Genomic DNA, 24,692 nt, shown 5'->3' with positions numbered 1-24,692 from the left:
CAGCGCGGATGGAGACCCGCCATCCCCGGGGTAAGGCGACGTACTGCAGTGTTGCGTGATACGTACTGCTCGAACCCGTTACTGCAGGCGCTGCAGCGCACTGCGGACCCATGCCGCAGCGCCATGCAGGCCCTGGAACTCTTCCACCGCGCGGAACTCGCAGCAGGGATAGGACGGCGCGACCATGCGTGCGAGCGCATTGCCCGGGCCCAGCTGCAGGAACACCCGCGCGCCGCGCTCGAAGGCCTGCCGCATCACCTGTGCCCACTCGATGGTCTGTGCCAGCTGTGCCGACAGGCTGTGCACCGCCGTTGCGGCATCGCGCACGGGCCGTGCATCGACGCCCGCCAGCAGCGGCAGGCGGGGTGCCCGCATGCCCGAGCGCTCCAGCGCGGCGGCGAAGGGCGCCACCGCAGCCGCCAGCAGGGGCGTGTGGGCGGCGACGTGGACCGGCAACGGACGCACCTGCGCACCGAGCGCGTGCGCCGCATCGGCCAGCGGCTGCAGGGTGTGCCGGATGCCTCCCACAATGAAGTGATCCTCGCCGTTGACGATGGCGATGTGGGTACCCTGCGCATCGCACAGCGCTTGCAACGTCGTACGATCCAGGCCCAGCACCGCCAGCATGCCGGCGCCTGCCGCGCTGGCACCATCCATCAGATGCGCGCGCTGTGCCGACAGGGCCAGGCAGCTGCCAGCGTCGAAGGTGCCGGCAATGGCATGCGCCGCCAGTTCGCCGATGCTGTAGCCGGCCACCACGGTCGGCACCGGCAATGCATCGCGCAGGGCGTGCCACTGCGCCAGACTGGCCGCGCACAGCAGCGGTTGTGCCTGCGCATTGTCGAACCGGTCCTCGGCCGCAGCAGCGGTGAACACGTCGCGCTGCAGCACCTCGCTGGCGGCGAGCAGCACGCCATGCGCGGCGTCGTTGTCGCGCACGTGATCGAACATCGCAGCATGCTGGGCACCTTGTCCCGGACAGAGCAGGGCCAGCATCACGCCTGCTCCTGCAACAGCAGGAAGACGCTGCAGGCCAGCAGATCGGCGCTGCCACCCGGGCTGAGCCGGCGTGCGACGAAGGCATCGCCGATGTCCTGCAGGCGGGGTCGCCAGCCGGCGGCAAAGGCACCGCCGGCGTCGAGGAATCCGCGTGCCTGCTGCTGGGCCCAGCGCAGTCCGGCAACACCGCCCCGATGCAGCAGGTTCAGATCCTCGACCTCTGCGACCAGATGCATCAGGGTATGGGCCAGTGCAGCTTCGCGTGGCAGCCCTGCGCCCAGCGCATGGCGCAGTGCCGGCAGGGCCAGCCCACGCAGCAGGGGATATCCAGCGGCCGCCTGCTCGCGTACGCCGGGCACGCCGTGACGGGCGCGCGCGCGCTGCCCCGGACTGTTCACATCCAGGGGCGAGGTGGCGAAGGCGTCCGCCCATTGGCAGACCGCCTGGCATACCTGTTCACCTGTCGCGGCTCGGCCCAGACGCGTGCGGCACGAGGCTGACGCTGCCACCAGCAAGCCCAGGCTGAAGATCGCTCCGCGGTGGGTGTTGACGCCGCCGGTGGCGCGCAGCATCGCCGCTTCGGCGGCCAGGCCGTGGTCGCGCAGCCGATGGAACGGCGCTTCCGCGGCGCCATCGCGGGCAACCGCAGTGAAATAGTGGCGCAGGGCAAACAGGCTGCGCAGGAACGTACCGGCATCCATGTCGTCATGGCTGCCGCTGTCGAACGGCGTGACCAAGCCGGGCTTGGGCGCACAGGCCAGCTCGGCCTGCAGCGCGACGATCGCCATGCGGCCTAGGCGTGCACTGTCGGGCGCGGTGCTGCGGCCGGCAAGGCGCGGCGCGACGGCGTTCATGCGGCCACCCCGCTGCCCTCGAATAGACGGTGGCGTGCTTCCAGGGCTGCGCCGTCAAGGCGTTTGACCAGCAGTTGACGGCTGCTGCCGGCGTACTCGCGCCAGTTCACCGCAGCGCCACGGGCCAGGCACAGCTCGCCGTCGACCCGCTGCGGATGCTGCGCTTCCCACGCCCGCAGCCGTGTCACCAGCGCATCGGCCCCTGCCGCATCCGGGACCTCCCAGAGCAGGTCGATATCGGAACGGTCATGCACATAAGGCAGGCCAGTGACGTGCTGCCAGGCGAATGCGCCGAACACACGGGCCGGCGTGAGCGTGGCGAGAGCGTGCAACGGTGCCTGCCAGGCGGGGCATACGCCTGCCGCGAGGATGTCGGTCAGTGCCGGCGGCGCCTGCCGACGCTGTACATCCTGCAGCGGCACCCGCAGTGCAAGCCGCTGTTTGCCTTCGCCCGGTGGCAACGGCACACCCAGCCGCAGGCGGGAATCGGGGTCGTCTGCCGCGCGTCGCGCGACCATTGCCGGCAATCCCTGCGCGAACCATGCGGCGAGCCGCGGTTCCTGCGCAGCCACATCGGCCCGCCAGTCGGCGTGGGCCGACAACCAGACCAGCGTGTGGCGGGCCAGACGCTCAGGCATCGCCGTTGGCCACCGCGCCCGCGACGGCAGCCGCCTGCAGGCGGCCCCCCCGTTCGGCACCCAGTGCGGCACGGTGGTCGCCGTCGGCCGGCGCGCGCAGGGCATCCAGCAAGGCCTGCGCCAGCTCGCCCGACCACAGCGACCGTACCGCACCCATCGCCACGTAGTTTTCCACCCCGGGTGCGAACACCGGCGAAGTCAGGCTCAGCGCCTGCAGCTTTTCCAGCGGTTGCTTGGTTACGCGAGCCATCGCCCGCAGGTCCATCACCCGAACCTGGGCATCCGGCAGCGCATGAATGGTGTCCGCCATCAGGCCGAACGAGAGGAAGCCACCGCTGACCGACTCGCCATGGACCAGGGTCACCAGCCGTGCGCCGCGTCGCCGCGCGACGTCCAGGCATTGCGCGAGGTGGGCGAAGTAACCGTTGATGCCGAGCAGTTCGTCGCGGCGCGAAAGGCGTTGGCCTGCGGTATCCACCAGCATCACGATCGGTCGCTGCGGATGTGCGGCGGTGCTGGCGAGCACTGTTGCCGCCAGTGCCAGCGCATGATCGACACCGACTTCCAGCTTGTCAGTGGTGCCGATGACCGTGACCTCGCCATCTTCGGTACTGGCGCTTCCCGTCAGCACGGAATCGTGCACGGTTACGTCGTGGCCGCGCGGGAACAGCGCGTCAAGCACGGGCTGCAGCGGCGCGGTCATGGCAGTTTCCTGTGGGCGGTGGCGGCGAGGAACGCGTCGGTGTCCAGCAGCGGCAGGCGCTCGGGATCATCGATTCCCTGGCGTGCCCAGATCTCCAGACCATCGCGGCAGTCCCCCCAGGCCTCTGCCCGGGCCTGCAGGGCGGCATGTCGCTGCTGCAGCGCGGCCAGCGCGGCATCGGCGTCTGCGCTGGCGGCGTCTGGCTGCAGCGCCTCGAATGCGGCCTGGGCGAATGCGTCGATGGCATCGGGAACCAGAACCTGCGCCTGGTCGATGAGGTAGCGGTGCTTGCCGCCTGTCACCCGCCATACGAGGGCACGGTCACGCGAGTCGAACTCCTCTACGCCGCGCACGGTCTCGATCACTTCCGGCCCGGACAGCGACAGTCGCCCTTCCTCGGACATGATCACCGTGGTGCAGCAGCGGGCGACGATGCCCATGCCGCCGAAGGCGCCGTTGCCGCTGCCGATGAGGGCCACCACCGGCACGCCGGTGGCGCGCGCGTCCAGGGTCGCGCGCATGATCTCGGAGATGGCGATCAGGCCCGCATTGGCTTCATGCAGGCGCACGCCGCCGGTGTCGAGCAGCAGCAGCACACCGTCGGGCCTGTGTTGCGCGGCCCGGCGCAGCAGGCCGGTCAGCTTGGCGCCATGCACTTCGCCGACACCGCCCCCCATGAATTCGCCCTGCTGTGCAGCAATCAGCACACGCCTGCCACGCAGCGAGGCCGCACCGACCACGATGCCATCGTCGAACGCGGCGGGTTGGTCCAGCTGTGCCAAGTGCGGGCTCATGGCGTGCCGGGCCGGCCCGAGATACTCGGTGAACGATCCGGCATCGACCAGCCCGGCGATACGGGCACGGGCATCGGCCTCGTGGTAGCTGCGTCGTTGCATCGGATTCATCGCGGTTCTCCGGCGAGCAGTGTCTCCACCGCCTGGTCCAGGCGCAGGCTGACCACCGCCGGGGTGGCACCGGCATCGTTGATCGATACGCGCACGTCGCGCAGCGGATGCCGCCGGGCGAAATCACCGATGACCGCCTGCCAGATGGTGCCGAAGCCCTGCGCGGCGGTGACGACATGTACGGTCATTGCGCCGTCCTGCGCGGCAGGTTCCAGCAGGACTTCCAGATTGCCGGACGCCAGCACGCCCACCAGCACCGCGTCGTGCGGGAACCGCACCGGGGTTCTTCCGTCGAATCGATAGTCGAGGGTTTCCATCGCGTGCCCCTTACCAGTTGCGGAAGCGCTTGGGCGGGTCGTAGAGACCGCCGGACCAGCGCACCAGGTCTTTCACCGAGCGCGCGGCCAGCAGGTCACGACTGGCGTCGCGCACCGAAATGCCGAGATCCTCCGGCCGCCGGATCACGCCCCGGTCGCGCAGGTTCTCCACCATCGCGCGATCGCGGCCCAGACCGACCGTGGTGTAACCGGCCACGCCGCGGATCGCCTGTTCGCGCTCCTCCGCGGTGCGGCACAGCAGCAGGTTGGCGATGCCTTCCTCGGTCAGCACATGGCTCACGTCATCGCCGTAGATCATCACCGGTGGCAGCGGCATGCCAGCGCGTTCGGCCAGCGCCCACGCATCGAGGCGGTCAACGAACGCGGGTGCCATGTGTTCGCGGAAGGTCTCCACCATCTGTACCACCAGCTTGCGCCCGCGTGGCATCTCGCCCGGGCGTGCGGCCTGCTGGCCGGCCTTGATCCAGGCGTCGCTGGCATGACGGCGGCCGCGCGCATCCGAGCCCATGTTCGGCGCGCCACCGAAGCCGGCGATGCGGTCGCGGGTGGCGGTGGAGCTGTTGCCCTGCAGGTCGACCTGCAGCGTCGAGCCGATGAACATGTCGCACGCATACAGGCCGGCGGTCTGCGAGAACGCGCGGTTGGAGCGCATCGAACCATCGGCGCCGGTGAAGAACACATCACCGCGCGCGGCGATGTACTTCTCCATGCCCAGTTCCGAACCGAACGAGTGCACGGACTTCACGAAACCCGACTCGATCGCGGGAATCAGCGCCGGATGCGGATTGAGCGCCCAGTGCTGGCAGATCTTGCCCTTCAGGCCCAGCGATTCGGCATAGGTCGGCAGCAGCAGTTCGATCGCGGCCGTGTCGAAGCCGATGCCGTGATTGAGCCGGTTCACACCGTATTCGGCGTAGATACCCTTGATCGCCATCATCGCCATCAGCACCTGGATCTCGGAGATCTGTGCCGGGTCGCGGGTGAACAGGGGTTCGATGTGGTTCGGGCGCGGTGCCTGCACGACGAAGTTGACCCAGTCGGCGGGGATATCGACGCGGGGGAGGGTGTCGAAGATCTCGTTGACCTGGGCGATGACGATGCCGCCACGGAAGGCGGTCGCCTCGACGATCACCGGCGTGTCTTCGGTGTTCGGCCCGGTGTAGAGGTTGCCGTCGCGGTCGGCGGCCTGCGCTGCGACCAGTGCCACGCGCGGCGTGAGGTCGATGAAGTAGCGGCCGAAAAGTTCCAGGTAGGTGTGGATGGCCCCGATCTGGATCCGCCCTTCGGCCACCAGGTTGGCCAGTCGCACCGATTGCGGGCCTGAGAAGGAAAAGTCCAGCTTCGAGGCAATGCCCCGCTCGAACACGTCCAGATGCGAGGGCAGCGACAGCACCGACTGCACCATGTGCAGATCATGCACGCGGGCGGGGTCCAGCCCGGCAAGGCATTCGGCCAGGAAGTCGGCCTGCTTCTGGTTGTTGCCCTCGAGGCAGACCTTGTCGCCGGGTTCAAGCAGGGCGTGCAGCAGCTCGCCCACATCGTCGGCGGCCACTGCACGGCCTCTGCTCCAGGGCGCAGCCCGCTGCAGACGTGCCTGGCGGCTGCGTTCCAGCGTGTCCCAGCTCGGGTTCATCGACCGGCTTCCGATTGGCGTTGAGATAATTACGCCATAATTACGGAAGGCGACGCAACCTGCAGCGCAGCAAAAAGAAGGGCCCGCCAATGGCGGGCCCATTCAGGTTGCAGGCTTTCAGCGGGTCGTTCTCAGAACTTCCAGCGCAGGCTGGCGGCGACGAAGCGCGGTTCGCCGTAGTTGTTGTAGTCCAGGTTCGCCCAGTAGGTCTTGTCCAGCGCGTTGCGCACGCTCAGCGTTGCCGTCCAGTTGTCGCTGATGCGGTAGTTGGCGTTGAACTGCACGAGCGTGTAGGCCGGCTGGTTCACGGTTACCGTGCCGCCCAGCGGGTAGGGGATGTTGTAGCCCTGCACCTTGCTCTGCCATTGCACGCCGGCGCCCAGGCTCAGGCGTTCCAGTGCACCGCGCAGGCGCACCTGCGTGTTGAGCTGCAGCAGGTCTTCGGGCGGGTTGGCGTACAGCAGGTCGGTGGCGGCGCGGGTCACTTTGACATGGGTGAAGCCGGCGTTGACCGTCCAGCCCGGCAGGATCTCGCCGTTGACGTCCATTTCCCAGCCACGCGACTTGGTGCCGTTGACGCCGATGTAGGCCGAGGTGCCATCGCTGAGCGAGCCTTCCGGCACTCCCATGTCGCGCACGGCATAGTTGTCCTGCTTGGCCTCGAACACAGCGGCGTTGGCGGTCAGTCGCCCATCGAACCACTGCGTCTTGATGCCCGCTTCCAGATTCGAGCCCTGCACCGGCGCCAGCAGGTTCTCGTTGCGGTCCTTGAAGTTCTGCGGGTTGAAGATCTCGGTGTAGCTGGCATAGACCGAGAACTGCGGCGTGACGTCGTAGACCAGTCCCACGTACGGGGTCACTTCATCACTGACCTTGTAGGCCCCGCTGGTCCCGGTATACGCACCGGCCACGCTGTAGGAGCGGCTGAGGGTTTCCCAGCGGCTCAGGCGCGCACCCGCGATCAACGACAGCGGATCGGCCAGGCGCAGGCGCGCGGCCAGGTAGACGCCGCTCTGCGTGGTCTTCTGCACGCGGCGTGCGCCGGTACGAGTGTAGGTCACCTCGGAGATGTCGCCGTTCCAGTCGTACACGTTGGGGATGTAGTAGCAGCGTTCGCGGCCGCAAGTGGCCCAGTCGCGCGGGTAGTTCAGGGCAACGGTGTGGGTGGTGCCTTCCAGGTCGGACCACTGGGCACCCAGGGTGACGTCATGCTCGCGGCCGAACAGCGGGAACGTGCCGGTCAGGTAGGCATCGATGTTGCGGCGGGTGTCCTCGGAGTCGCCAGCGGCAGTGCGCAGGTAGATGCCCGCACCGGTGGCCGGATCGGGATTGCCGGTGCCGTACAGGCGCATGTTCTGCACATTGCCACGGGTGTGGGCGGTGTTGATCTTCAGCAGCCAGTCCTCGCCGAAGCGCTGCTCCAGGTTGGCGAACACCGTGCTGGTCTCGCGCTGCCAGTAGCTCCATTTCGGTGCCAGGTTGGTTGAGCGCGGCAGGTGCGCGAAGTCGCCGCGGCTGTCGAAGAACGGCACGGTACCCCAGGTCGAACCGACCGGGTTGTTGTCCTGGGTCTGGTAGCCGAGGGTGACCGTGGTGCTGTCGGTCAGGTCGCCCTCCAGCACCGCCATGCCGGCCATCTTGTTCTCCTTGTAGCGGTCGTAATAGAAATCACGATCGGTATAGGCGGCGACCACGCGGCTGCGGAACCGGCCATCTGCGGTCAGCGGCGCGGTGACGTCGGCCTCCATGCGCCGGTAGTCCCAGCTGCCGGCGCTCACCGAGAACGAGGCGTCGAAGTCCTTGCCGGGGCGCTTGCGCAGCAGGTTGACCGTGGCCGAAGGCACCCCCGCGCCGCTGAGCAGGCCGTTGGCACCGCGGATCACTTCGATGCGGTCATAGAAGGCGGTGTCGTATTCCTGGTTGGTGGAGCCGCTGTAGGTCGGAATGCCATCGACCTGGAAGTCCGTGATGGCAAAGCCGCGGGCGTAGTACAGCGGGCGCTGGGTGTCATAGAAGGACACGCTGACGCCGGTGACGTTGCGCAGCACGTCGTTGATGCTGAACAGCGATTCGTCCTGCAGGCGCTGCAGGCTGATGGCCGTGGCCGACTGCGGCGTTTCCTGCAGGGTGATCGGCAGGCGGGTGCTGCTTGAGGGCGGCGCAGCCTGGTCGGCGCGCACGCTGACGCGGTCCAGGGTCTTGGCATCGGCTGCGGCATCGCCGGCGGCGAACGCTGACGGTGTCGACAGGGCCAGGGATGCGAGCAGCGCGGCCGGCAGCAGCGCGCGACGGAGCGGGCGGGTAGGGGAGTGCAGGGACATCTTGGTGGGCTCGATGCGGGAGAGTCGGAAGGGCGGCAACAGCCGGGCGGTACCCGGGGCGGCGGCTTCGGGCTGGGTCAGGTCCGCCTGGTGAGCGTGGGCGGTCCGCGCGAGGCGCAAATGTAAATCGTTCTTAACAACATTACAATTCGCCCGGGCTGGTCGATGCCTGGGACACGCACCGCGAGCCCCGGCAGAGCCGAGCTCCCTGAATGCGAACGGCCACCCGAAGGTGGCCGTCCGTAGGTGTCATCGAAGACCCGGGCTCAGAGCGCCTGCAGTTCCTCGTTGGCGTTGCGCTTTTCCTTGCCCGGCGTCGGCGCCGGCGGTGTGGCCGGTGCAGCCATGGCATCGGCCGGCACTTCCAGGTAGGGCAGCTTCAGGGTCTGGCTGGTCATCGAACGAATCTCGTTGACCAGTGCCGCACTGTCGTTGAGCTTGCGCCCGTAGGAGGGCACGATCTCACGCAGGCGGGCTTCCCAGCCGGCCTTCATCTGCTCGGGGAAGGCCTTGGCCATCAGATCCAGCATGATCGGCGGCGACGTCGAGGCACCGGGCGAAGCGCCCAGCAGCGCAGCGATGGTGTGGTCCTTGTCGGTCACGATCTCGGTACCGAACTGCAGCACCGCACCCTTCAACGGGTCGCGCTTGATGATCTGCACGCGCTGGCCTGCGGTGACCAGCTTCCAGTCGCCCGGCTTGGCATTGGGGAAGTACTTGACCAGTTCGGCCTGGCGGTCGGCATCATTCAGCCGCGCCTGGCTCATCAGGTACTGCACCAGGTCCAGGTTGTCCTTGCCCACTTCCAGCATCGGCGCAACGTTGTTGTGGGTCACCGACGAGTACAGGTCCCACCACGAGCCGTGCTTGAGGAACTTGGTGCTGTACAGCGCGAACGGTCCGAACAGGACCACCGGCTTGCCGTCCAGCTTGCGCGCATCCAGGTGCGGCACCGACATCGGCGGCGAACCGGTCTCGGCCATGCCATAGGCCTTGACGCCATGGCGCGAGGTCACGTCCTGGCCCTGGAAGGCGAGGAACTGGCCGCCCACCGGGAAGCCGGCGTAGTCCTTTGACTCGGGAATGCCTGACATCTGCAGCAGCTTCAGCGCGGCGCCGCCGGCACCGATGAACACGAAGCGGGCGTGGGTGGTGCTCTCGGTGCCGGCCTTGAGGTCCTTCACCGTGACGTTCCAGCTCTTGTCCGCGTTCTGCCGCAGTGCCGAGACTTCGTGGTTCAGGTGCAGGCTGAAGTTCGGACTGCGCTGCAGGCCGGCGGTCAACTGGCGGGTGATCACGCCGAAGTTGACGTCGGTACCCAGTGGCATCCAGGTCGCAGCGACCTTCTGCTTCGGATCGCGGCCTTCCATCATCAGCGGAGCCCACTGCCGGATCTGTGCCGGGTCTTCCGAGTACTGCATGCCGTAGAACAGCGGGTTCTTCACCAGCGCCTGCTGGCGCTTATGCAGGTAGGCGATGTTGTCATCGCCCCAGACGAAGCTCATGTGCGGCGTGGGGTTGATGAAGTCGCTGGGCTCGCTGAGCCGGCCTTCCTTCACCTGGTGCGACCAGAACTGGCGCGAGACCTCGAACGATTCGGCGATGCCGACCGCACGCTTGGTCTCGATGCTGCCGTCGGGCAGTTCCGGGGTGTAGTTCAGCTCGGCGAATGCCGAGTGGCCGGTGCCGGCGTTGTTCCAGCCGTCGGAGCTTTCGCCGGCGACGCCGTCGAGGCGTTCATAGACCTGGATGTTCCAGTCCGGCTGCAGTTCCTGCAGGTAGGTGGCCAGGGTGATGCTCATGATGCCGGCGCCGACCAGCACAACGTCGACAGGCTTGTCGTTGCTGGCGGCGGGGACGGAGCGCTGGGTCAGCGGCCAGTACAGGAACACGGCGGCAGCCAGCAGGAACAGCACGAGCAGGGCGAGCAGGGCCTTGCCAAATTTCTTCATGGGGGCGGGATCGTTGGCGGAGGGGAGGAGATCAGGATGCGCGCTGGGCAGGGGAAGGGCGTGAAGAAACAACGCCTTGCAGCATCCTTGCAGAGGATTCTACCCGGAACGGGTCCGGTTTTTGTGCAATGCATCATCCTGCCGGCGGTCGCTCCGGGGTAGACTTGTCGGCTGATTCCAGAACGACCACCGGCCACGGAGGGGCCGCGCAACGATGTCACGGATGCTGATCGTGGTGGGTGACGCCCTGCAGACGGGCGGTTCGGTCCTTACAGGTTCCCCGCATACCGATATCGAAGGGCGCGCCGTGGCGCGTGTCGGCGACCGTGTCATCTGTGCACGCCATGGTCCGGGTTCGATCGTTTCCGGCGATGCCACCCTGGTCATCGATGGCCAGCCGGTCGCCCGCGATGGCGACAGGGCCAGCTGCGGTTGCGCACTGGTATCGGGCAAGCAGCAGCGCGCCCACGTGGTGGCCGGCGGTGGAGGGCGCGCAGGTGCAGGCGCCGGAGTGGCGGCGATCGCAGCGATCGTCGCGCCGTTGTTGAAGCCGACCCTGCAGACACCCCCCTTCGCAGCGCCCGGCACCGCCGTGCGCGACGAGGACGCGCCGCAGTGCTGGGTGGCGGACCATGATGCGCAGATCGACCGTGACGTGGACGGGCGCTACTACGAAGCCTATGACGTCAATGGCGACAAGCATGACTATCCTTTCCAGGTCAGCTACCGCATCGATGTTCCGCTGCAGGCCCAGGGCGAGGTGGTGGTGTCGATCAAGGTGCAGGTGATGCCCAAGCCCGGCGTCACCGCTGCCGAGGTGGCGGCGGTCAAGGCGCGCATGGAGCGCGGCATCGATCAGTTCTGGAACGGCCGGTTCACGCTGGACGTCCATGATCCCGCGTGCGGCACCCGCAGCTTCCCGATCCGCTACGAGGTGCGGTGGGTGCAGGGCGGCAGCGACTACAGGCTGATCGTTCATCGCACCTATGACCGGGAGCAGGTGGAATTCCCGGATATCGATGTCTCCGTGTCGACCACGGCCTGGACATTCGCCCACGAGTTCGCCCACACCCTGGGCGTGCCGGACGAGTATTCGTATAACGACCCGGACGAAGAGACCGTGCGTTACGTCCAGCCCGATGGCACTCTGGATCCGGAGGTGCTGGTTGCCGTTCCGGATTCCCGTGAGCTGACCGATCCGGCGGCGACCATCATGAATTCCGTGGACTGCGCGGTGACCCGGCCGCGTCATGCCTGGAACATCGCGCGGGAAGTACGTGAACTGCTGAGCCGGGAAATCGGCCGGGAGATAACATGCACCGTCAAGTGATTTCGTTGATTGCCACTTTTGCCGCTGCCGCAGCGCTGCCGGCCCACAGCAAGGAGCTTCCTCCCATGATCGAACTTCATGCGCGCTGCGTGGACGATGCCCAGTGCCGTTTCCGTGGCGACACCCTCAACGTCGAACTGGAACTGCGCAACAGCGGCAGCGAGCCTGTGTCGCTGCCGCTGGAGTACATCCGCAGCCGTGGCCCGTCGGTCAGGGTGAAGGACAACCACTCCGAGAAGACCACGGCGTTGCGCAGCGGCATGGCCTCGGCCGCGCTGCGGCAGCAGATGCAGGAGCTGCGCGCGGGCCAGTCCCTGCGCATCGGTTTCCCGATCAAGCCGCAGGAGCTGACACGCTTCGCCCTGCGCCCGATGGATGTGACCCTGCAGTTCTCGATCAATCTGACACCCGGTTCCACCGGCGCCGAGGCGCAGGTGGTCCAGGCGCAGCTGCACGTGGTCGACGTCGACTGACCGCAGCGGCCAGCACTCCGCTTGGGGTCAACGCAGTTCGAGAATCTCGTCGCCGGTTTCGTCGATCTCGCCCGTCGGGCACCAGCCGAGATGGCGGTAGAAGCCATGCGAGCGCGAGCGCGGGTCGGCCGAGCACGCAAGGAACAGCCGGTGGTGACCGGCATCCCGGGCCAGGCTGACCACATCCTGCAGCAGACGTCGGCCGATGCCCAGATTCTCGTACTCCGGCAGCAGGGCCAGAACCAGCACCTCGCCGCTTTCGCGGTCGGCAAACCCGTAGCCGGCCATGCGCTCGCCGTCGCAGGCGATGCGTCCGATGAAATCTCCGTTGCAGATGCCTTCGGCCCAGCTCTGCGTCGTGATGCCCAGCTCGGCCAGCTGCGCTGCACTGAAGGCATTCTCGCGGGTACGCCCGCGCAGGTCGATGCAGGCGGCGGCATCGTCGGGGTGGGCATCGCGGTAACGGATGGTCATGGCACCTCCTTGTGACCGGGCGCTGAAGGAACTGCCCGTCTCGTTCAATCGTTGCCGATTGTGAAGTATTCGGCGGTGAAATAGCCGATCTGGTAGAGCAGGGTGGCCGCGGCCAGTCGCAGCTGTGCCCGGCTGGAGTGCAGTTTCCAGCCCAGCAGGACCACCAGCAGCATCAGCAGGGTGTGGACCGGATACGCCGCGCCCAGCAGATGCCACCGGCTTGTGCCCTTGATCGCGGTGTCCACCAGATCCAGCAGCGTCAGCGCGCCGATCACGCCGAATATCCAGCGTCGGCGCTGCATCAGGTAATTGCCGTAGCTGCCGTAGTCGCGCAGGTCATCCGGGAACAACAGGGCGCAGAGCAGGAACCAGGTCGCGCAGTAGCAGATCACGAACAGATAGGTCTCGAACGTCCACCGGTGGACTTCGATCAGGCGGAACTCCCACCACCAGAAGGTGACCAGCGACACCAGCGTCCATGCCACCCAGCACAGATGGAGTGCCGAGCAGCCGCGTCGCTGCGGATGCTCGATGATCTGCGCAATCCCTTTCAGCAGGGTCGTGATCGACAGGCCCAGGATGATGCCCATCACCACGCGGATATGCAGGAACAGCGGATCGGTCTGCATCGGCCCGTCCTGTCATCGGATTCCGCACAGTAGAGGCATGCCCGCTGTGGAGGGGATGCATACGGTGTCAGCGCCTGCGCCGCACCAGCGTCGAGGATGCCTCCAGCACCGCGCGGGTCAGCAGGGCCATGGTCTGTACATCGCCCTTCCAGTGCTGCCAGTACAGCGGCACGTCCTCCCACGCGCGCTGTCGCACGTAGACCAGGCGGCCGGCATCCAGGTGCCGCTTGACCAGCGGCAGGGGGTTCATGGTCCAGCCCATGCCGCCCAGGTTGGCCTGCACGAAGGCACGGGTGGAGGGAATCCACCAGGTCGGCGCGGTGCTGGGCAGGTCATCGCCGGCCATGCGCCGGGCAAAGCGCGACTGCATTTCGTCCTTGCGGTTGAACACCAGTACCGGTGCCTGTGCCAGCGCCTGCGCGGTCACGCCCTTGGCGAAGTGCCGTTCGCGGAACTCCGGCGTGCAGGTGGCCGCGTAACGGATGCTGCCGAGTGCATGGATCTGGCAGCCCTGCACCGGCTCGTCCAGGGTGGTCACCGCGCCGAGCACCGTGCCTTGCCGCAGCAGCTCCACGGTATGGTCCTGGTCTTCCACGCGCAGGTCGAGCGTGGTGCCGGTACCCAGTGCGAACTGCTGCGCCGCCTGCGGAAACCAGGTTTCCAGGCTGTCGTGGTTCACCGCCACCGGGATGCTGGCCTGGGGCAGATCTTCATCGGCCAGGCCCATCCGGTGCAGGGCGTCATGCTCGAGCAGGGCCGTCTGCTCGGCCAGCTGCACAAGCACCTGGCCTTCGGCGGTGGCAGTGGCGGGTGCGCCACGCTTCACCAGAAGGCGTCCGACACGATCCTCCAGCGCCTTGACCCGCTGCGAGATGGCCGAGGGGGTGACATTGAGCGACTGCGCCGCGCGATCAAAGCTGCCTTCGCGGATCACGGCGGCGAGCGCGCGCAGCTGGGCATGGTCGATGCGCATGTTATTAAGTTCCGCTAATGTTGGTTTAGGAAGTTTAGCTCGTCTTTTGTATGTTGCGGCGCGACAATGGCGCCCGTACCCGGTGCTGTCCGCCTTCGCGAGGCACCGTCCCCCCAGCAAGAGAAGGCAATGAATCCCATGTTTTCGGTCATCTCCGCCGGCACCGGCCTCGGTGCCTGGTTCTCTGGTGCAGCCACCGGCATCGGCCTGTTCGCCGTGGTCGGTGCCCAGAGCGCCTTCATCCTGCGCCAGGGCATCCTGCGCAAGCACATCGTGCCGGTGGTCGCCACCTGCGCGGCCATCGATGCGTTCTTCATCTTCGCCAGCGTGGCCGGCCTGCGCACGTTGACCTCGGCGCTGCCGTGGCTGACCTCGGCCGTGCTGTGGACCGGCGTGGCTTTCCTGGCCTGGTACGCGATGAAGTCGGCGCGCCGCGCCATTGCCGGTGGCGGTGGCATGGGTGAAGCCGACAGCGACGACGGCAGCCGCCGCGCGGTGCTGATGGCGGCGGTCGGCTTTTCGCTGATCAACCCGCACTTCTGGCTGGACATGATGGTCATCGGCTCCATTGCCGAGAACTTCGGGCACGCACGCATGGCCTTCGCGGCCGGCGTGGTCACCGCGAGCTGCCTGTGGCTGACCGCGCAGGGCCTCGGTGCACGCCTGCTGGCGCCGCTGTTCACCAAGCCCAGCACCTGGCGTGTGCTTGACGGCACCATCGCGGTGATCCTCAGCATCCTGGCCCTCACACTGGCGGTGCGCGGGGTCCACTGACCCGGCGCACGCCCCCCGAACCCACGTCCTGACTCTCTCTCCAAGGCAGTGGCAACGACGGCACCGGCAACGGTGCCGTCGTCTTTTCCGGCTCTGGCGGGACAGACGGCGCCTGCCTAGAATCCGTGTACAGGACAAGGTGTCCATCGGAGCAGGGGGAAGGATGCGCAGGACGATGTTGACGGCCGCACTGGTCGTCGTGGGTAGCGTTGCCGCGGGCAGCGCATGGGCGGTGGATCTGGCGCAGTTCCTGCGCCAGGAGACCTTCACCGACATCAAGATATCGCCGGGGGGCGAGTATGTCGCTGCCACCGTGCCGATGGAGGACAGCACCGCGATCGCGGTGATGCGGCTGGCCGACAAGCAGCTCGTGGGCAGCTTCCGCCCGCCGCAGAAGAATCACGCCTACGAATTCGACTGGGTCAGCAACGAACGGCTGTTGATCGGCCTGGCCGAGAAGTGGGGCGCGCTGGATAAGCCCAATCCCACCGGCGAGCTCTACGCCATCGATGCCAACGGCAATCGCGGCGAGCTGCTGGTCGGTTACCGCGTCGAAAGCAAGGGCCCGGGTACCCGCATCCAGCCGAAGAAAGTCGAGGCGGTCGCGGCGTTCCTGGCCGATGATCTGCCCGGCGACGAACGCAACGTGCTGGTGACGGTATGGCCGTTCGCGGAGGATCCGTTCACCCGCGTCGAACGCATGGACGTGGCCAGCGGCAGGCGTGTGCGCATGGCCTCCTCGCCGGTGCGGCGCGGTGAGTTCACCACCGATGGCCAGGGCGAAGTCCGTTTCGTCCACGGGTCCGGCAGCGACAATGTCAACAAGCTGTACTACCGCGAGCGATCGGGCGACAGCTGGAAGATGATCAACGATGAGGCGGTGAGCACGCGCATCGAGACCGCGATCGGCTTCTCCGCCGATGGCAGCCTGGCGTACCTGCAGGCCGAGCAGGCGCAGGGGCCGGATGCCATCGTCAGCTGGAATCCGCAGACCGGCGAGCGCGCTGTCGTGCTGCGCGACGAGGTGGTCGATCCGTACCGCATCATCCGCCGGCCCGGCACCCATGTGCCGGTGGGCGCCCTGTTTATGGGCGACACACCACGGACCCGGTTCTTCGACGAGAAGTCGCCGGAGGCGCGCCTGTACCGCAGCCTGGAGGCGGCCTTCGGGGGGCCGGTCTACATCACCTCCAGTACCCGGGATGGCCGCGTGGTGCTGGTGGAGACCTGGTCAGGCACCAATCCCGGCGACTTCTATGTGTACGACACGGAGGCCCGCAAGGCTGATCACCTGATCAGCCGCAGCGACTGGATCGACATCGATCGCAGTGCAACGGTGCGTCCGGTGGCACTCAAGGCGCGCGACGGCCTGCCGCTGCACGGCTTCCTCACCGTGCCCTCCGGCAGCGACGGACGCAACCTGCCGATGGTGGTGATGCCGCACGGTGGACCGTTCCACGTGTTCGACAATGGCCAGTACGACCGCGAGACGCAGATATTGGCCGCCGCCGGCTACGCCGTACTGCAGGTCAACTTCCGTGGCTCGGGGAACTATGGCCGCGCGCATGCCCAGGCCGGCGCCCAGCAATGGGGCGCCGCGATGCAGGATGACGTCACCGACGCCACCCGCTGGGCGATCGCGCAGGGGATCGCCGATGCCAGACGCATCTGCATCTACGGTGCCAGTTACGGGGCCTACGCCGCGATGATGGGCGCTGCCCGCGAACAGGGGCTGTACCAGTGCGCGGCCGGCTATGTCGGCGTGTACGACCTGCCGCTGATGTTCGCCCGCGGCGATGTGCAGGAGCGCGACTCGGGCGTGACCTTCCTGCGCGAATGGCTGGGTGATCCGGCCAAGCTGGGCGCGGTTTCGCCGGTGAACCTGGCCACGCAGATCAAGGTGCCGGTGTTCCTCGCGGCCGGTGGCGAAGACAAGCGTGCGCCGATCCAGCACACCGAGCGCATGGAAGCGGCACTGAAGCGTGCCGGGACGCCGGTGGAAAGCCTGTACTACAAGACCGAGGGGCACGGCTTCTACACCCTGGCCCATCGCACCGAGTACTACGACAAGCTGCTCGCATTCCTGTCGCGCAGCCTGGGAGGCAAGACCGCCCAGGCATCGGCGCCGGCAGGGAAGGGCAAGGCGCCGTAAACGCAGAGTGGCGGCGGATCCACGATCCGCCGCCGCGCAGTGCAGTTACCTGACCCCGTGCATCATCCGCTTCAGCAGCGGCGCGGCGATGAAGGCCAGCAGGGCGCAGCCCAGGCCGATCCACATCAGCAGCCAGAACAGGTGCGCATACGCACCGGCCGCCGCCGCCATGTCCAGCGTGCCGCCTTCGGGCACATCGATGGCCGCCAGCTTGCCGAACAGCGCGGCAAGCGTCTCGGAGAACGCTGTGGCCAGGAACCAGGTGCCCATCATCAGGCTCATCACCCGCGGCACGGCCAGCTGCGTTACGGCCGACAGGCCCACCGGCGACAGGCACATCTCACCACTGGCCAACAGGAAGTAGGCCAGGACCAGCCACCACACGCTGGCCATCTCGCCGGTGGCGCCGACCTGCTGTGCGGCCAATGCGAGCGGGACGAACGAGAGCGCGCCGATCACCAGGCCCCAGGCGGATTTGACCGGCTTGCCCGGCTCCCAGCCGCGACGGTCCATCCAGGTCCAGAGGGCGGCGAAGGCCGGCGCCAGCAGCACCAGGAACAGTCCGCCCAGATAGGTCAGGGAGCCGGCGGTCTGCGGAATCACCAGGCAGTCGCGCACCAGCAGGACCAGCATCAGCGCGACGATGGCAATGAAGAACCGGCGCGGCGCGGCCGACCCCGGTCGACGCTCGGTCAGGCGCGCGCTGACCACGAAGCCCAGCGGCGCCAGCAGCAACGACAGGATCGACCAGGGCAGCGGCGTGCCGTCGGTGATCACCAGCGAGGGAACGATGTCCTTGGTCAGCAGGCGATCGGTGAACGTCACCCACGAGCCATAGGACTGCTCGTACAGGGTGAAGAACACCAGCGCCAGGAAAATCAGCACCATCAGCGCGATCATCTGCTGGCGCTGCACCGGCGTGCACTGGCTGCCGGTGAACCAGGCGAACCAGACCAGCACGCCTCCCAGCACCACCAGCATCAGCATCAACGCCAGGCTGATTTCGCCGCCCAGAGCGAACGCACCGTTACCGGCGGCCCACATCAGCCACGCCAGTGGCAGCACCGCGAGCACCGCGCACAGATAGATCAGCCATTCACGCGGCAGGCCCAGCACCCGCTGTTTCAGCGCGGCCGGCTGTGGCGGCTCGGCATGCCCGTGCAGGTACTTCTGCCCCCACAGGAACATCGCCAGCCCGGCCAGCATGCCGATGCCCGCCGCGCCGAAGCCATACTTCCAGCCATAGGCCTCGCCGAGGAAGCCGCACACCAGCGACGAGAACAGCGCCCCGAGGTTGATGCCGGCATAGAACAGCGAGAAGCCCGAGTCGCGGCGCGGATCGTCCTTGGCGTACAGCTTGCCGACGATGGTGGAGATGTTCGGCTTGAGGAAGCCCACGCCCATGATGATCAGCGCCAGCGACAGATAGGTCACCGCCAGCGCTGAGGTGTCGCGCACCACTTCACCGTTGACCCGGTATGCCGCGTGGCCTTCGAAGGCCATGCCGAGATGGCCCAGCACCAGCAGGATGCCGCCGAACAGCACTGCACGGCGCATGCCCAGCCAGCGGTCGGCCAGCATGCCGCCGAACACCGGGATGCAGTACACCAGGCCACCGTAGGCGCCAAGCAGGTCCAGTCCGGCCTTGTCGCCGAACAGGTGGTACTTGGTCAGGTACAGCAGTAGCAGCGCCTTCATGCCATAGAAGGAGAAGCGCTCCCACATTTCGGTGAAGAAGCAGACGTAGACGCCCTTGGGGTGGCCAAGGAAGTCGTCGGAAGCGGGAGCGGCAACGGTCATCGACGGCGGGCACTGCGGAAAGGGCGCGATTATAGGCCCGCCGCCGCGCCCGTGGCGGGCAGCATCAGGCCGCGCCCGGCGAGCGGGGTCACAGGTATCGCAGCCAGCCCAGGTCGCGCCGACGCGCCTTGAACCGCGCGAATGCCCGCGTCGGCGGGTACAGCAGCACCGCCAATGCACAGGCCACCAGGATCAGGCCGGCGACCGAATCGAGAGCGTACAGGCTGCCGTGGGTCGGCCCCCAGAACCCGAGCGCCGCCAGATACAGCAGCTTCAGCAGATACAGATGCAGCAGGTAGAAGAACATCGGTGCTGCGCCGATGTCTGCCAGCGGCCTCAACGCCCGTGCCATCGCAGGCCACTCAAACAGGCGCAGCCACAGCAGGCCAACGCCCAGGGTCAGCAACAGGAACTGCAGTGATGGCGGATACTTGGTCACGTTGAACACGCTCATCCAGGTGCGCAGCGCGTCCTGCTGGAACTGCCAGGGCGTATCGCCATAGCCGTTGCCGAACCGCAGCAGGGCGAACATGCCCAGCGCTGCCAGCCCAGCCCACACCAGCCAGCGGTGACGCTGCGCTGGCATGCGGTCCGCCGCGAACCAGGGCCCCATCAGATAGCCGAGCGCGATCACCCCGATCCACGGCAGCACCGGATAGGACGTGCGCAGCCGGAGTGCACCGGCCTCGATCCAGTCCCGCTGGTGCAGCACCTTCCACAGCACCGGCAGCACACCGTCGCCTGCCACGCGCACGCCGTCGAGCAGGTTGTGGCCGGCCACCAGCAGTACCGCCAGCGCCAGCAGCGCCGCGCGAGGCAGCCACAGCAGGCCGGCCAGCGCGACCATGCTCAGGCCGATCGCCCAGATTACCTGCAGGTACACGGTGTCCGGAGGCAGCTGGAAGGTCCAGGCGAAATTCACCAGGGTCAGTTCCAGCACCACCAGGAACAGCCCGCGTTTGAGCAGGAACGCGGCCGTGGCCCGGCGCGGATCCGCCTGGCGCTGGCCATACAGCCAGGCCGACAGGCCGGTCAGCAGCACGAACACCGGTGCGCACAGGTGGGCCAGCAGGCGGCACGCGAACAGCGCGGGGGAGACCGTGGATACGTCCATCGGGTCGCTGACCTGGTGCTGCAGGAAAAAGGTCTCGCGCACGTGGTCGAGCAGCATCAACAGCATGACGGTGCCGCGCAGCTGGTCGATGGAGGTGAGGCGGGCCGGTGGCGGAGAGGGCATGCGGGCGGCGATGTCGTTCAATCGAAAAGATATAACATATCGTTTGCGGGATGCCCAGCCGGAATGTGCCGGATGCGTCTGCTGCCTGTGCCTGATCGGTGTCCTGCCTGATCCGCTGGCGCTTGTCATGCTGCGGTGTGCTGGACTTGCCGCCCCCTGAACGCTAGCGTGGCAGGGATTTTTTGCCAGCAGGGGCTCCCATGAACCACGACGCTGCGCCCAAGCAGCTCACCTTCCGCGCAGTGGCCCTGGCCATCGTGCTGGCGGTGGTGCTGTCCGCGGCCAACGCCTACCTCGGTCTGTTCGCAGGCCTGACCATCGCCACCGCGATTCCCGCCGCAGTCATTTCCATGGGCGTGCTGCGCCTGCTGGGCGGTGGCTCGATCCTCGAGAACAACATCGTGCAGACCGGCGCCTCGGCCGGTTCCTCGATCGCCGCCGGTGTCATCTTCACCATCCCCGCGCTGGTGATCATGGGCTACTGGCCGGACTTCAAGTACTGGTGGGTGCTGGGCATTGCCGGCCTGGGCGGCCTGCTGGGCGTGCTGTTCTCGGTGCCGCTGCGCCGCTCGATGATCGTCGAAGATCCTCTGCCCTTCCCGGAAGGCAAGGCGGCGGCGGAAGTGCTCAAGGCCGGTGAGAACCCGGGTCCGGGCCTGAAGATCCTGGGCCTGTCGGCGGTGATCGGCGCCTTCGTCAAGCTGGCCGCGGAAAGCGGCATGCGCCTGATTCCCGATGCCTGGGCCACCTCGGCCTACGTGGGCAGTTCCAAGGTCACCGCGTTCATCGGCACCAACCTGTCGCCGGCGCTGCTGGGCGTGGGCTACATCGTCGGCCTCAACGTCGGCATCGTGGTGGTGTCTGGTTCGATCCTGACCTGGCACATCGCCATCCCGCTCTACCAGGCGTTCTTCATGAACACCGACCCGGCCCTGGCCGCGTCGGTGGCCGCTGCGTCCTCCACCGAGGCCGCATTCGCCATCTGGGGCGCGAAGATGCGCTACCTGGGTGTCGGCGCAATGCTGATCGGTGGCATCTGGACCCTGATTTCGCTGCGCAAGTCGCTGCTCAACGGCGTCAAGAGCGGTTTTGCAGCCGCCCGCAAGAGCGGCGGACCGGTGCTGGCGCACACCGAGCGCGACCTGCCGATGAAGTGGATGCTGGTCGCCCTGGTGGTCTTCGTGCTGCCGCTGCTGGCCCTGTACCAGGCCATCGTCGGCCAGTGGCACGTGTCGATCCCGATGACCATCATCATGATCGTCGCCGGCTTCCTGTTCGTGTCGGTCTCGGCCTACCTGGCCGGCCTGATCGGTTCGTCCAACAACCCGGTCTCGGGCATCACCATTTCCACCATCCTGTTCGCCTCGGCGGTACTGGTCGTGCTGCTGGGTGCCGATGGCCTCAAGCCGGTCGGTACCGGCGGTGCACCGCTGGGTGCGGTGGCGGCGATCATGATCGGCGCGGTGGTGTGCTGCGCTGCCGCCGTCGGTGGTGACAATCTGCAGGACCTCAAGGCCGGTTACATCGTCGGCGCTACGCCGTGGAAGCAGCAGCTGATGCTGGGCATCGGTGCGTTCTCCTGCGCGCTGATCATGGCCCCGGTGCTGAACCTGCTGGCCACCGCCTATGGCATCGGCGTGAAGACCGAGCTGCACCCGAACGCGCTGGCTGCGCCGCAGGCCAACCTGATGGCGTCGGTGGCCAAGGGCCTGTTCGGTGGCGAGCTGCCGTGGACCTTCATCGGCATCGGTGCGGTGGTTGGCGCCGTCATCATCGCCTTCGACAGCTGGCTGAAGGCGCGCAACGCGCGCTTCCGGGTGCCGGTGCTGGCGGCCGCCATCGGCATCTACCTGCCGCTGGAGCTGATGGTGCCGATCTTCCTCGGCGGCCTGATCGCTTACCTGGTCGAGCGCTTCCACAAGGTGCGTGCCGATGATGAAGAGGGCCGCGACCGCGTGCACAAGCCGGGCGTGCTGTTCGCCGCCGGCCTGATCACCGGCGAGGCGCTGATGGGCATCGCCATCGCCATTCCGATCGTGGTCAGCAGCCGCGCCGACGTGCTGGCCGTGCCGTTCCATCTGCCGGCCGCGCAGTGGATCGGCCTGGCCGTGCTGTTCCTGGTGGGCTGGCTGATCTACCGCACCGGCAAGTACGCCAAGGCGTAAGGGATGGGTCGGATCCCTCCCGGAAGGGAAGGGCTCTGACCCCACGCCGGAGGCGCCCGGGGTCAGAGCCGATTCCTGCGGAATCGGATCCGACCCCGGGTCCACCCACAAACCGCGCTACGGCGCGGTTTGCTGTTTCTGGCGGCTGCCCGATCACGGCCATGACCGATGGCCTTGGCAGCCCCGGGCTGCGGGGCCTACCATCGCTTTTTTGCCGTCCTGCGGAGATCCCGATGAAACTGCGTCATGCCCTGCTGCCACTGAGCCTGCTGGCCGCTCTGCCCAGCGTCGCCGCTGCCCGTGGCCTGGAGATCCGCGACATGGTGGCCATGGATCGCGTTTCCGCGCCGGTGCTGAGCGCCGATGGCGGCACCGTGGTGTTCGCCAAGCGCAGCACCGACGCCAACCTCAAGGCCAGCACCGCCCTGTACGCACGCAACCTGCGCACGCGTGACGCGGCACCGCCGAAGCAGATCACCCCGGCCGGCTGGAACGTCAATTCCGCCTCGCTGTCGGCGGACGGCCAGACGGTGTACTTCCTCAGTGCCAAGAACGGCAGCCAGCAGCTGTACGCGCAGGCGATCAGCGGCGGCGCCCCGCGCCAGCTGACCGATTTCCCGGTGGATGTGGACAGCTACCACGTCTCGCCACAGGACGACCGCGTGCTGTTCAGCGCCGGCGTGTTCCAGGCCTGCGCGTCGGACCTGGCCTGCACCGAGAAGATGCTGAAAGAGAAGAAGGACGCCAAGGCCAGTGGCCAGGTCTGGGATTCGATGTTCGTGCGCCATTGGGATACCTGGAACGACGGCCGTCGCAACACCCTGTTCGTCGCGCCGCTGCCGGGCGCCCAGGCCGGCCCGGTCAAGGGGGCTTCAGCGCTGAGCGCCACCCTCGATGGCGATGCGCCGTCCAAGCCATTCGGTGGCAATGATGACTTCGTGTGGTCGCCGGACGGCAGCAGCGTGGTCGCCAGCATCCGCGTGGCGGGCCGCGAGGAACCGTGGTCGACCAACTTCGACCTCTATCGCTTCGATGCTGCCGGCCGTCAGGCACCGGTGAACCTGACCGCCTCCAACCCGGCATGGGATGCGGGCCCGGTGTTCAGTGCCGATGGCAAGACGCTGTTCTACCGTGCGATGAAGCGCCCTGGCTTTGAAGCTGATCGCTTCGGCCTGATGGCGATGGATCTGGCCAGCGGCAAGAGCCGTGAGATCGCCCCGCAGTGGGATCGCTCGGCGGGTGGCATCGTGCTGTCCGCCGATGGCGCCAGCATCTACACCACCGCCGATGATCTGGGCGAGCACCCGCTGTTCCAGATCGATGTCGCCACCGGCAAGGCCACCCGCCTGATCGGCGATGGCAGCGTGACCGCCGTCGATGTGGCCGGCAACAGCGTGGCGATCACCCGCAACAGCCTGAAGAGCAACGACCAGGTACTGGTCGGCCTGCTGCCAGCCGCCGGCCAGCCGATGGGCGAGCTGCGTGCGCTGACACCGTCTGCCGGCGACGTGCTGAAGGACGTCAGTTTCGGCGATTTCGAGCAGTTCTCGTTCAAGGGCTGGAACAACGACACCGTGCACGGCTATGTGGTCAAGCCGCACAACTACCAGGAAGGCAAGTCCTACCCGGTCGCATTCCTGATCCATGGCGGTCCGCAGGGCAGCTTCGGCAACGGCTGGAGCTATCGCTGGAATCCGCAGACCTACGCAGGCCAGGGCTACGCGGTGGTGATGATCGATTTCCACGGCTCCACCGGTTACGGTCAGGCATTCACCGATGCGATCGGCCAGCACTGGGGTGATCGTCCGCTGGAAGACCTGCAGAAGGGCTGGGACGCGGCACTGAAGAAGTATTCGTTCCTCAACGGTGACAAGGCCTGTGCTCTGGGCGCCAGCTATGGCGGCTTCATGGTCAACTGGATCGCCGGCAACTGGAACGGCCCGTTCAAGTGCCTGGTCAACCACGATGGCGTGTTCGACCAGCGCATGATGGGCTACGCCACCGAAGAGCTGTGGTTCACCGAGTGGGAGCAGGGCGGCACGCCGTACCAGAAGGCGGCGAACTACGAGAAGTTCAACCCGGTCAACCACGTGGCGGACTGGAAGAAGCCGATCCTGATCATCCATGGCCAGCAGGACTTCCGCATTCCGGTCGAGCAGGGCCTGGCGGCATTCACGGCGGCGCAGCGGCAGGGGATCGAGTCGAAGTTCCTGTACTTCCCGGACGAGAACCACTGGGTGCTCAAGCCGCACAACAGCATCCTGTGGCATGACACGGTCAACGGCTGGCTGAAGCAGCATATCGGCGAATAAGCCGGTCCGGCGCCGCCCCCAGGGCGGCGC

20 protein-coding genes are annotated in these 24,692 nt (G+C 67.1%); 6 read left to right on the top strand and 14 right to left on the bottom strand.

Features of this window, described 5'->3' with window-relative positions:
* Positions 1–78: 78 nt before the first annotated feature.
* From mdcH to mqo, 9 genes are all read right to left on the bottom strand, one after another.
* The gene (mdcH, locus tag N5J29_RS11335) at positions 79–999 is read right to left on the bottom strand and encodes a malonate decarboxylase subunit epsilon (protein WP_164151787.1); all 921 of its coding nucleotides are present in this window, start codon (positions 997–999) and stop codon (positions 79–81) included.
* On the bottom strand, positions 996–1,853 hold the full coding sequence (gene mdcB / locus N5J29_RS11330; RefSeq protein ID WP_164151789.1) for a triphosphoribosyl-dephospho-CoA synthase MdcB: 858 nt from the start codon (positions 1,851–1,853) through the stop codon (positions 996–998). Before mdcB ends, mdcH begins: the two co-directional genes overlap by 4 nt.
* Positions 1,850–2,491, bottom strand: coding sequence for a malonate decarboxylase holo-[acyl-carrier-protein] synthase (gene mdcG / locus N5J29_RS11325; protein ID WP_164151791.1), 642 nt, complete (start codon positions 2,489–2,491; stop codon positions 1,850–1,852). The genes mdcB and mdcG overlap by 4 nt, the downstream gene beginning before the upstream one ends.
* Positions 2,484–3,194, bottom strand: coding sequence for a biotin-independent malonate decarboxylase subunit gamma (mdcE, locus tag N5J29_RS11320; RefSeq protein ID WP_164151793.1), 711 nt, complete (start codon positions 3,192–3,194; stop codon positions 2,484–2,486). Before mdcE ends, mdcG begins: the two co-directional genes overlap by 8 nt.
* Positions 3,191–4,099, bottom strand: coding sequence for a biotin-independent malonate decarboxylase subunit beta (locus N5J29_RS11315; RefSeq protein ID WP_164151795.1), 909 nt, complete (start codon positions 4,097–4,099; stop codon positions 3,191–3,193). Before N5J29_RS11315 ends, mdcE begins: the two co-directional genes overlap by 4 nt.
* A complete protein-coding gene (mdcC, locus tag N5J29_RS11310) occupies positions 4,096–4,416 on the bottom strand; it encodes a malonate decarboxylase acyl carrier protein (protein ID WP_053516201.1) in 321 nt (106 codons plus the stop codon). Before mdcC ends, N5J29_RS11315 begins: the two co-directional genes overlap by 4 nt.
* Before the next feature lie 10 nt (positions 4,417–4,426).
* Positions 4,427–6,070 carry a malonate decarboxylase subunit alpha gene (gene mdcA, locus N5J29_RS11305; RefSeq protein ID WP_164151796.1) on the bottom strand — a complete coding sequence of 548 codons (1,644 nt, stop codon included), beginning with the start codon at positions 6,068–6,070 and terminating at the stop codon, positions 4,427–4,429.
* A 131-nt stretch (positions 6,071–6,201) separates the two neighbouring features.
* Entirely contained in the window at positions 6,202–8,391 is a 2,190-nt protein-coding gene (locus tag N5J29_RS11300) for a TonB-dependent siderophore receptor (protein ID WP_053516245.1), read from the bottom strand.
* A 266-nt stretch (positions 8,392–8,657) separates the two neighbouring features.
* The gene (gene mqo / locus N5J29_RS11295) at positions 8,658–10,343 is read right to left on the bottom strand and encodes a malate dehydrogenase (quinone) (RefSeq protein WP_164151798.1); all 1,686 of its coding nucleotides are present in this window, start codon (positions 10,341–10,343) and stop codon (positions 8,658–8,660) included.
* A gap of 214 nt (positions 10,344–10,557) precedes the next feature.
* Here mqo and N5J29_RS11290 point away from each other — a divergent pair, with 214 nt between their 5' ends.
* Together N5J29_RS11290 and N5J29_RS11285 are read left to right on the top strand one after the other, a co-directional pair.
* Positions 10,558–11,673: a PAAR domain-containing protein gene (locus tag N5J29_RS11290; RefSeq protein WP_080375221.1), complete on the top strand. Its 1,116-nt coding sequence runs from the start codon at positions 10,558–10,560 to the stop codon at positions 11,671–11,673.
* A gap of 65 nt (positions 11,674–11,738) precedes the next feature.
* A complete protein-coding gene (locus tag N5J29_RS11285) occupies positions 11,739–12,146 on the top strand; it encodes a hypothetical protein (RefSeq protein ID WP_164151800.1) in 408 nt (135 codons plus the stop codon).
* Between the two features lie 27 nt (positions 12,147–12,173).
* Here N5J29_RS11285 and N5J29_RS11280 read toward each other — a convergent pair whose 3' ends face one another.
* The 3 genes from N5J29_RS11280 to N5J29_RS11270 form a co-directional block, all read right to left on the bottom strand.
* Positions 12,174–12,620: a GNAT family N-acetyltransferase gene (locus N5J29_RS11280; protein WP_065182375.1), complete on the bottom strand. Its 447-nt coding sequence runs from the start codon at positions 12,618–12,620 to the stop codon at positions 12,174–12,176.
* Between the two features lie 44 nt (positions 12,621–12,664).
* Positions 12,665–13,249: a hypothetical protein gene (locus tag N5J29_RS11275; RefSeq protein ID WP_053516192.1), complete on the bottom strand. Its 585-nt coding sequence runs from the start codon at positions 13,247–13,249 to the stop codon at positions 12,665–12,667.
* A gap of 67 nt (positions 13,250–13,316) precedes the next feature.
* Positions 13,317–14,222 carry a LysR family transcriptional regulator ArgP gene (locus N5J29_RS11270; protein WP_053516191.1) on the bottom strand — a complete coding sequence of 302 codons (906 nt, stop codon included), beginning with the start codon at positions 14,220–14,222 and terminating at the stop codon, positions 13,317–13,319.
* Between the two features lie 138 nt (positions 14,223–14,360).
* On the opposite strand from N5J29_RS11270, the gene N5J29_RS11265 reads away from it, so the two are divergent.
* Positions 14,361–14,996: a LysE family transporter gene (locus tag N5J29_RS11265; protein WP_053516190.1), complete on the top strand. Its 636-nt coding sequence runs from the start codon at positions 14,361–14,363 to the stop codon at positions 14,994–14,996.
* 163 nt (positions 14,997–15,159) lie between these two features.
* Positions 15,160–17,148, top strand: coding sequence for a prolyl oligopeptidase family serine peptidase (locus tag N5J29_RS11260; protein ID WP_164151801.1), 1,989 nt, complete (start codon positions 15,160–15,162; stop codon positions 17,146–17,148).
* Positions 17,149–17,193: 45 nt separating this feature from the next.
* Here N5J29_RS11260 and N5J29_RS11255 read toward each other — a convergent pair whose 3' ends face one another.
* Both N5J29_RS11255 and N5J29_RS11250 read right to left on the bottom strand, forming a co-directional pair.
* On the bottom strand, positions 17,194–18,948 hold the full coding sequence (locus tag N5J29_RS11255; protein ID WP_065174593.1) for an oligopeptide:H+ symporter: 1,755 nt from the start codon (positions 18,946–18,948) through the stop codon (positions 17,194–17,196).
* 88 nt (positions 18,949–19,036) lie between these two features.
* Complete coding sequence (locus N5J29_RS11250; protein ID WP_164151812.1) at positions 19,037–20,185, bottom strand: heparan-alpha-glucosaminide N-acetyltransferase domain-containing protein; 1,149 nt, start codon at positions 20,183–20,185, stop codon at positions 19,037–19,039.
* A gap of 200 nt (positions 20,186–20,385) precedes the next feature.
* Between N5J29_RS11250 and N5J29_RS11245 the strand changes: the two genes are divergently transcribed.
* The gene (locus N5J29_RS11245; protein WP_053516183.1) at positions 20,386–22,350 is read left to right on the top strand and encodes an oligopeptide transporter, OPT family; all 1,965 of its coding nucleotides are present in this window, start codon (positions 20,386–20,388) and stop codon (positions 22,348–22,350) included.
* 233 nt (positions 22,351–22,583) lie between these two features.
* Positions 22,584–24,662: a S9 family peptidase gene (locus N5J29_RS11240; RefSeq protein ID WP_164151802.1), complete on the top strand. Its 2,079-nt coding sequence runs from the start codon at positions 22,584–22,586 to the stop codon at positions 24,660–24,662.
* Positions 24,663–24,692: the final 30 nt, after the last annotated feature.

The organism is Stenotrophomonas sp. GD03680 (assembly GCF_029844625.1).
GTDB classification, from domain to species: Bacteria; Pseudomonadota; Gammaproteobacteria; order Xanthomonadales; family Xanthomonadaceae; genus Stenotrophomonas; species Stenotrophomonas maltophilia_P.
The sequence above is the reverse complement of the archived record's forward strand: the minus strand, read 5'-3'. Positions and strand labels throughout refer to the sequence as shown.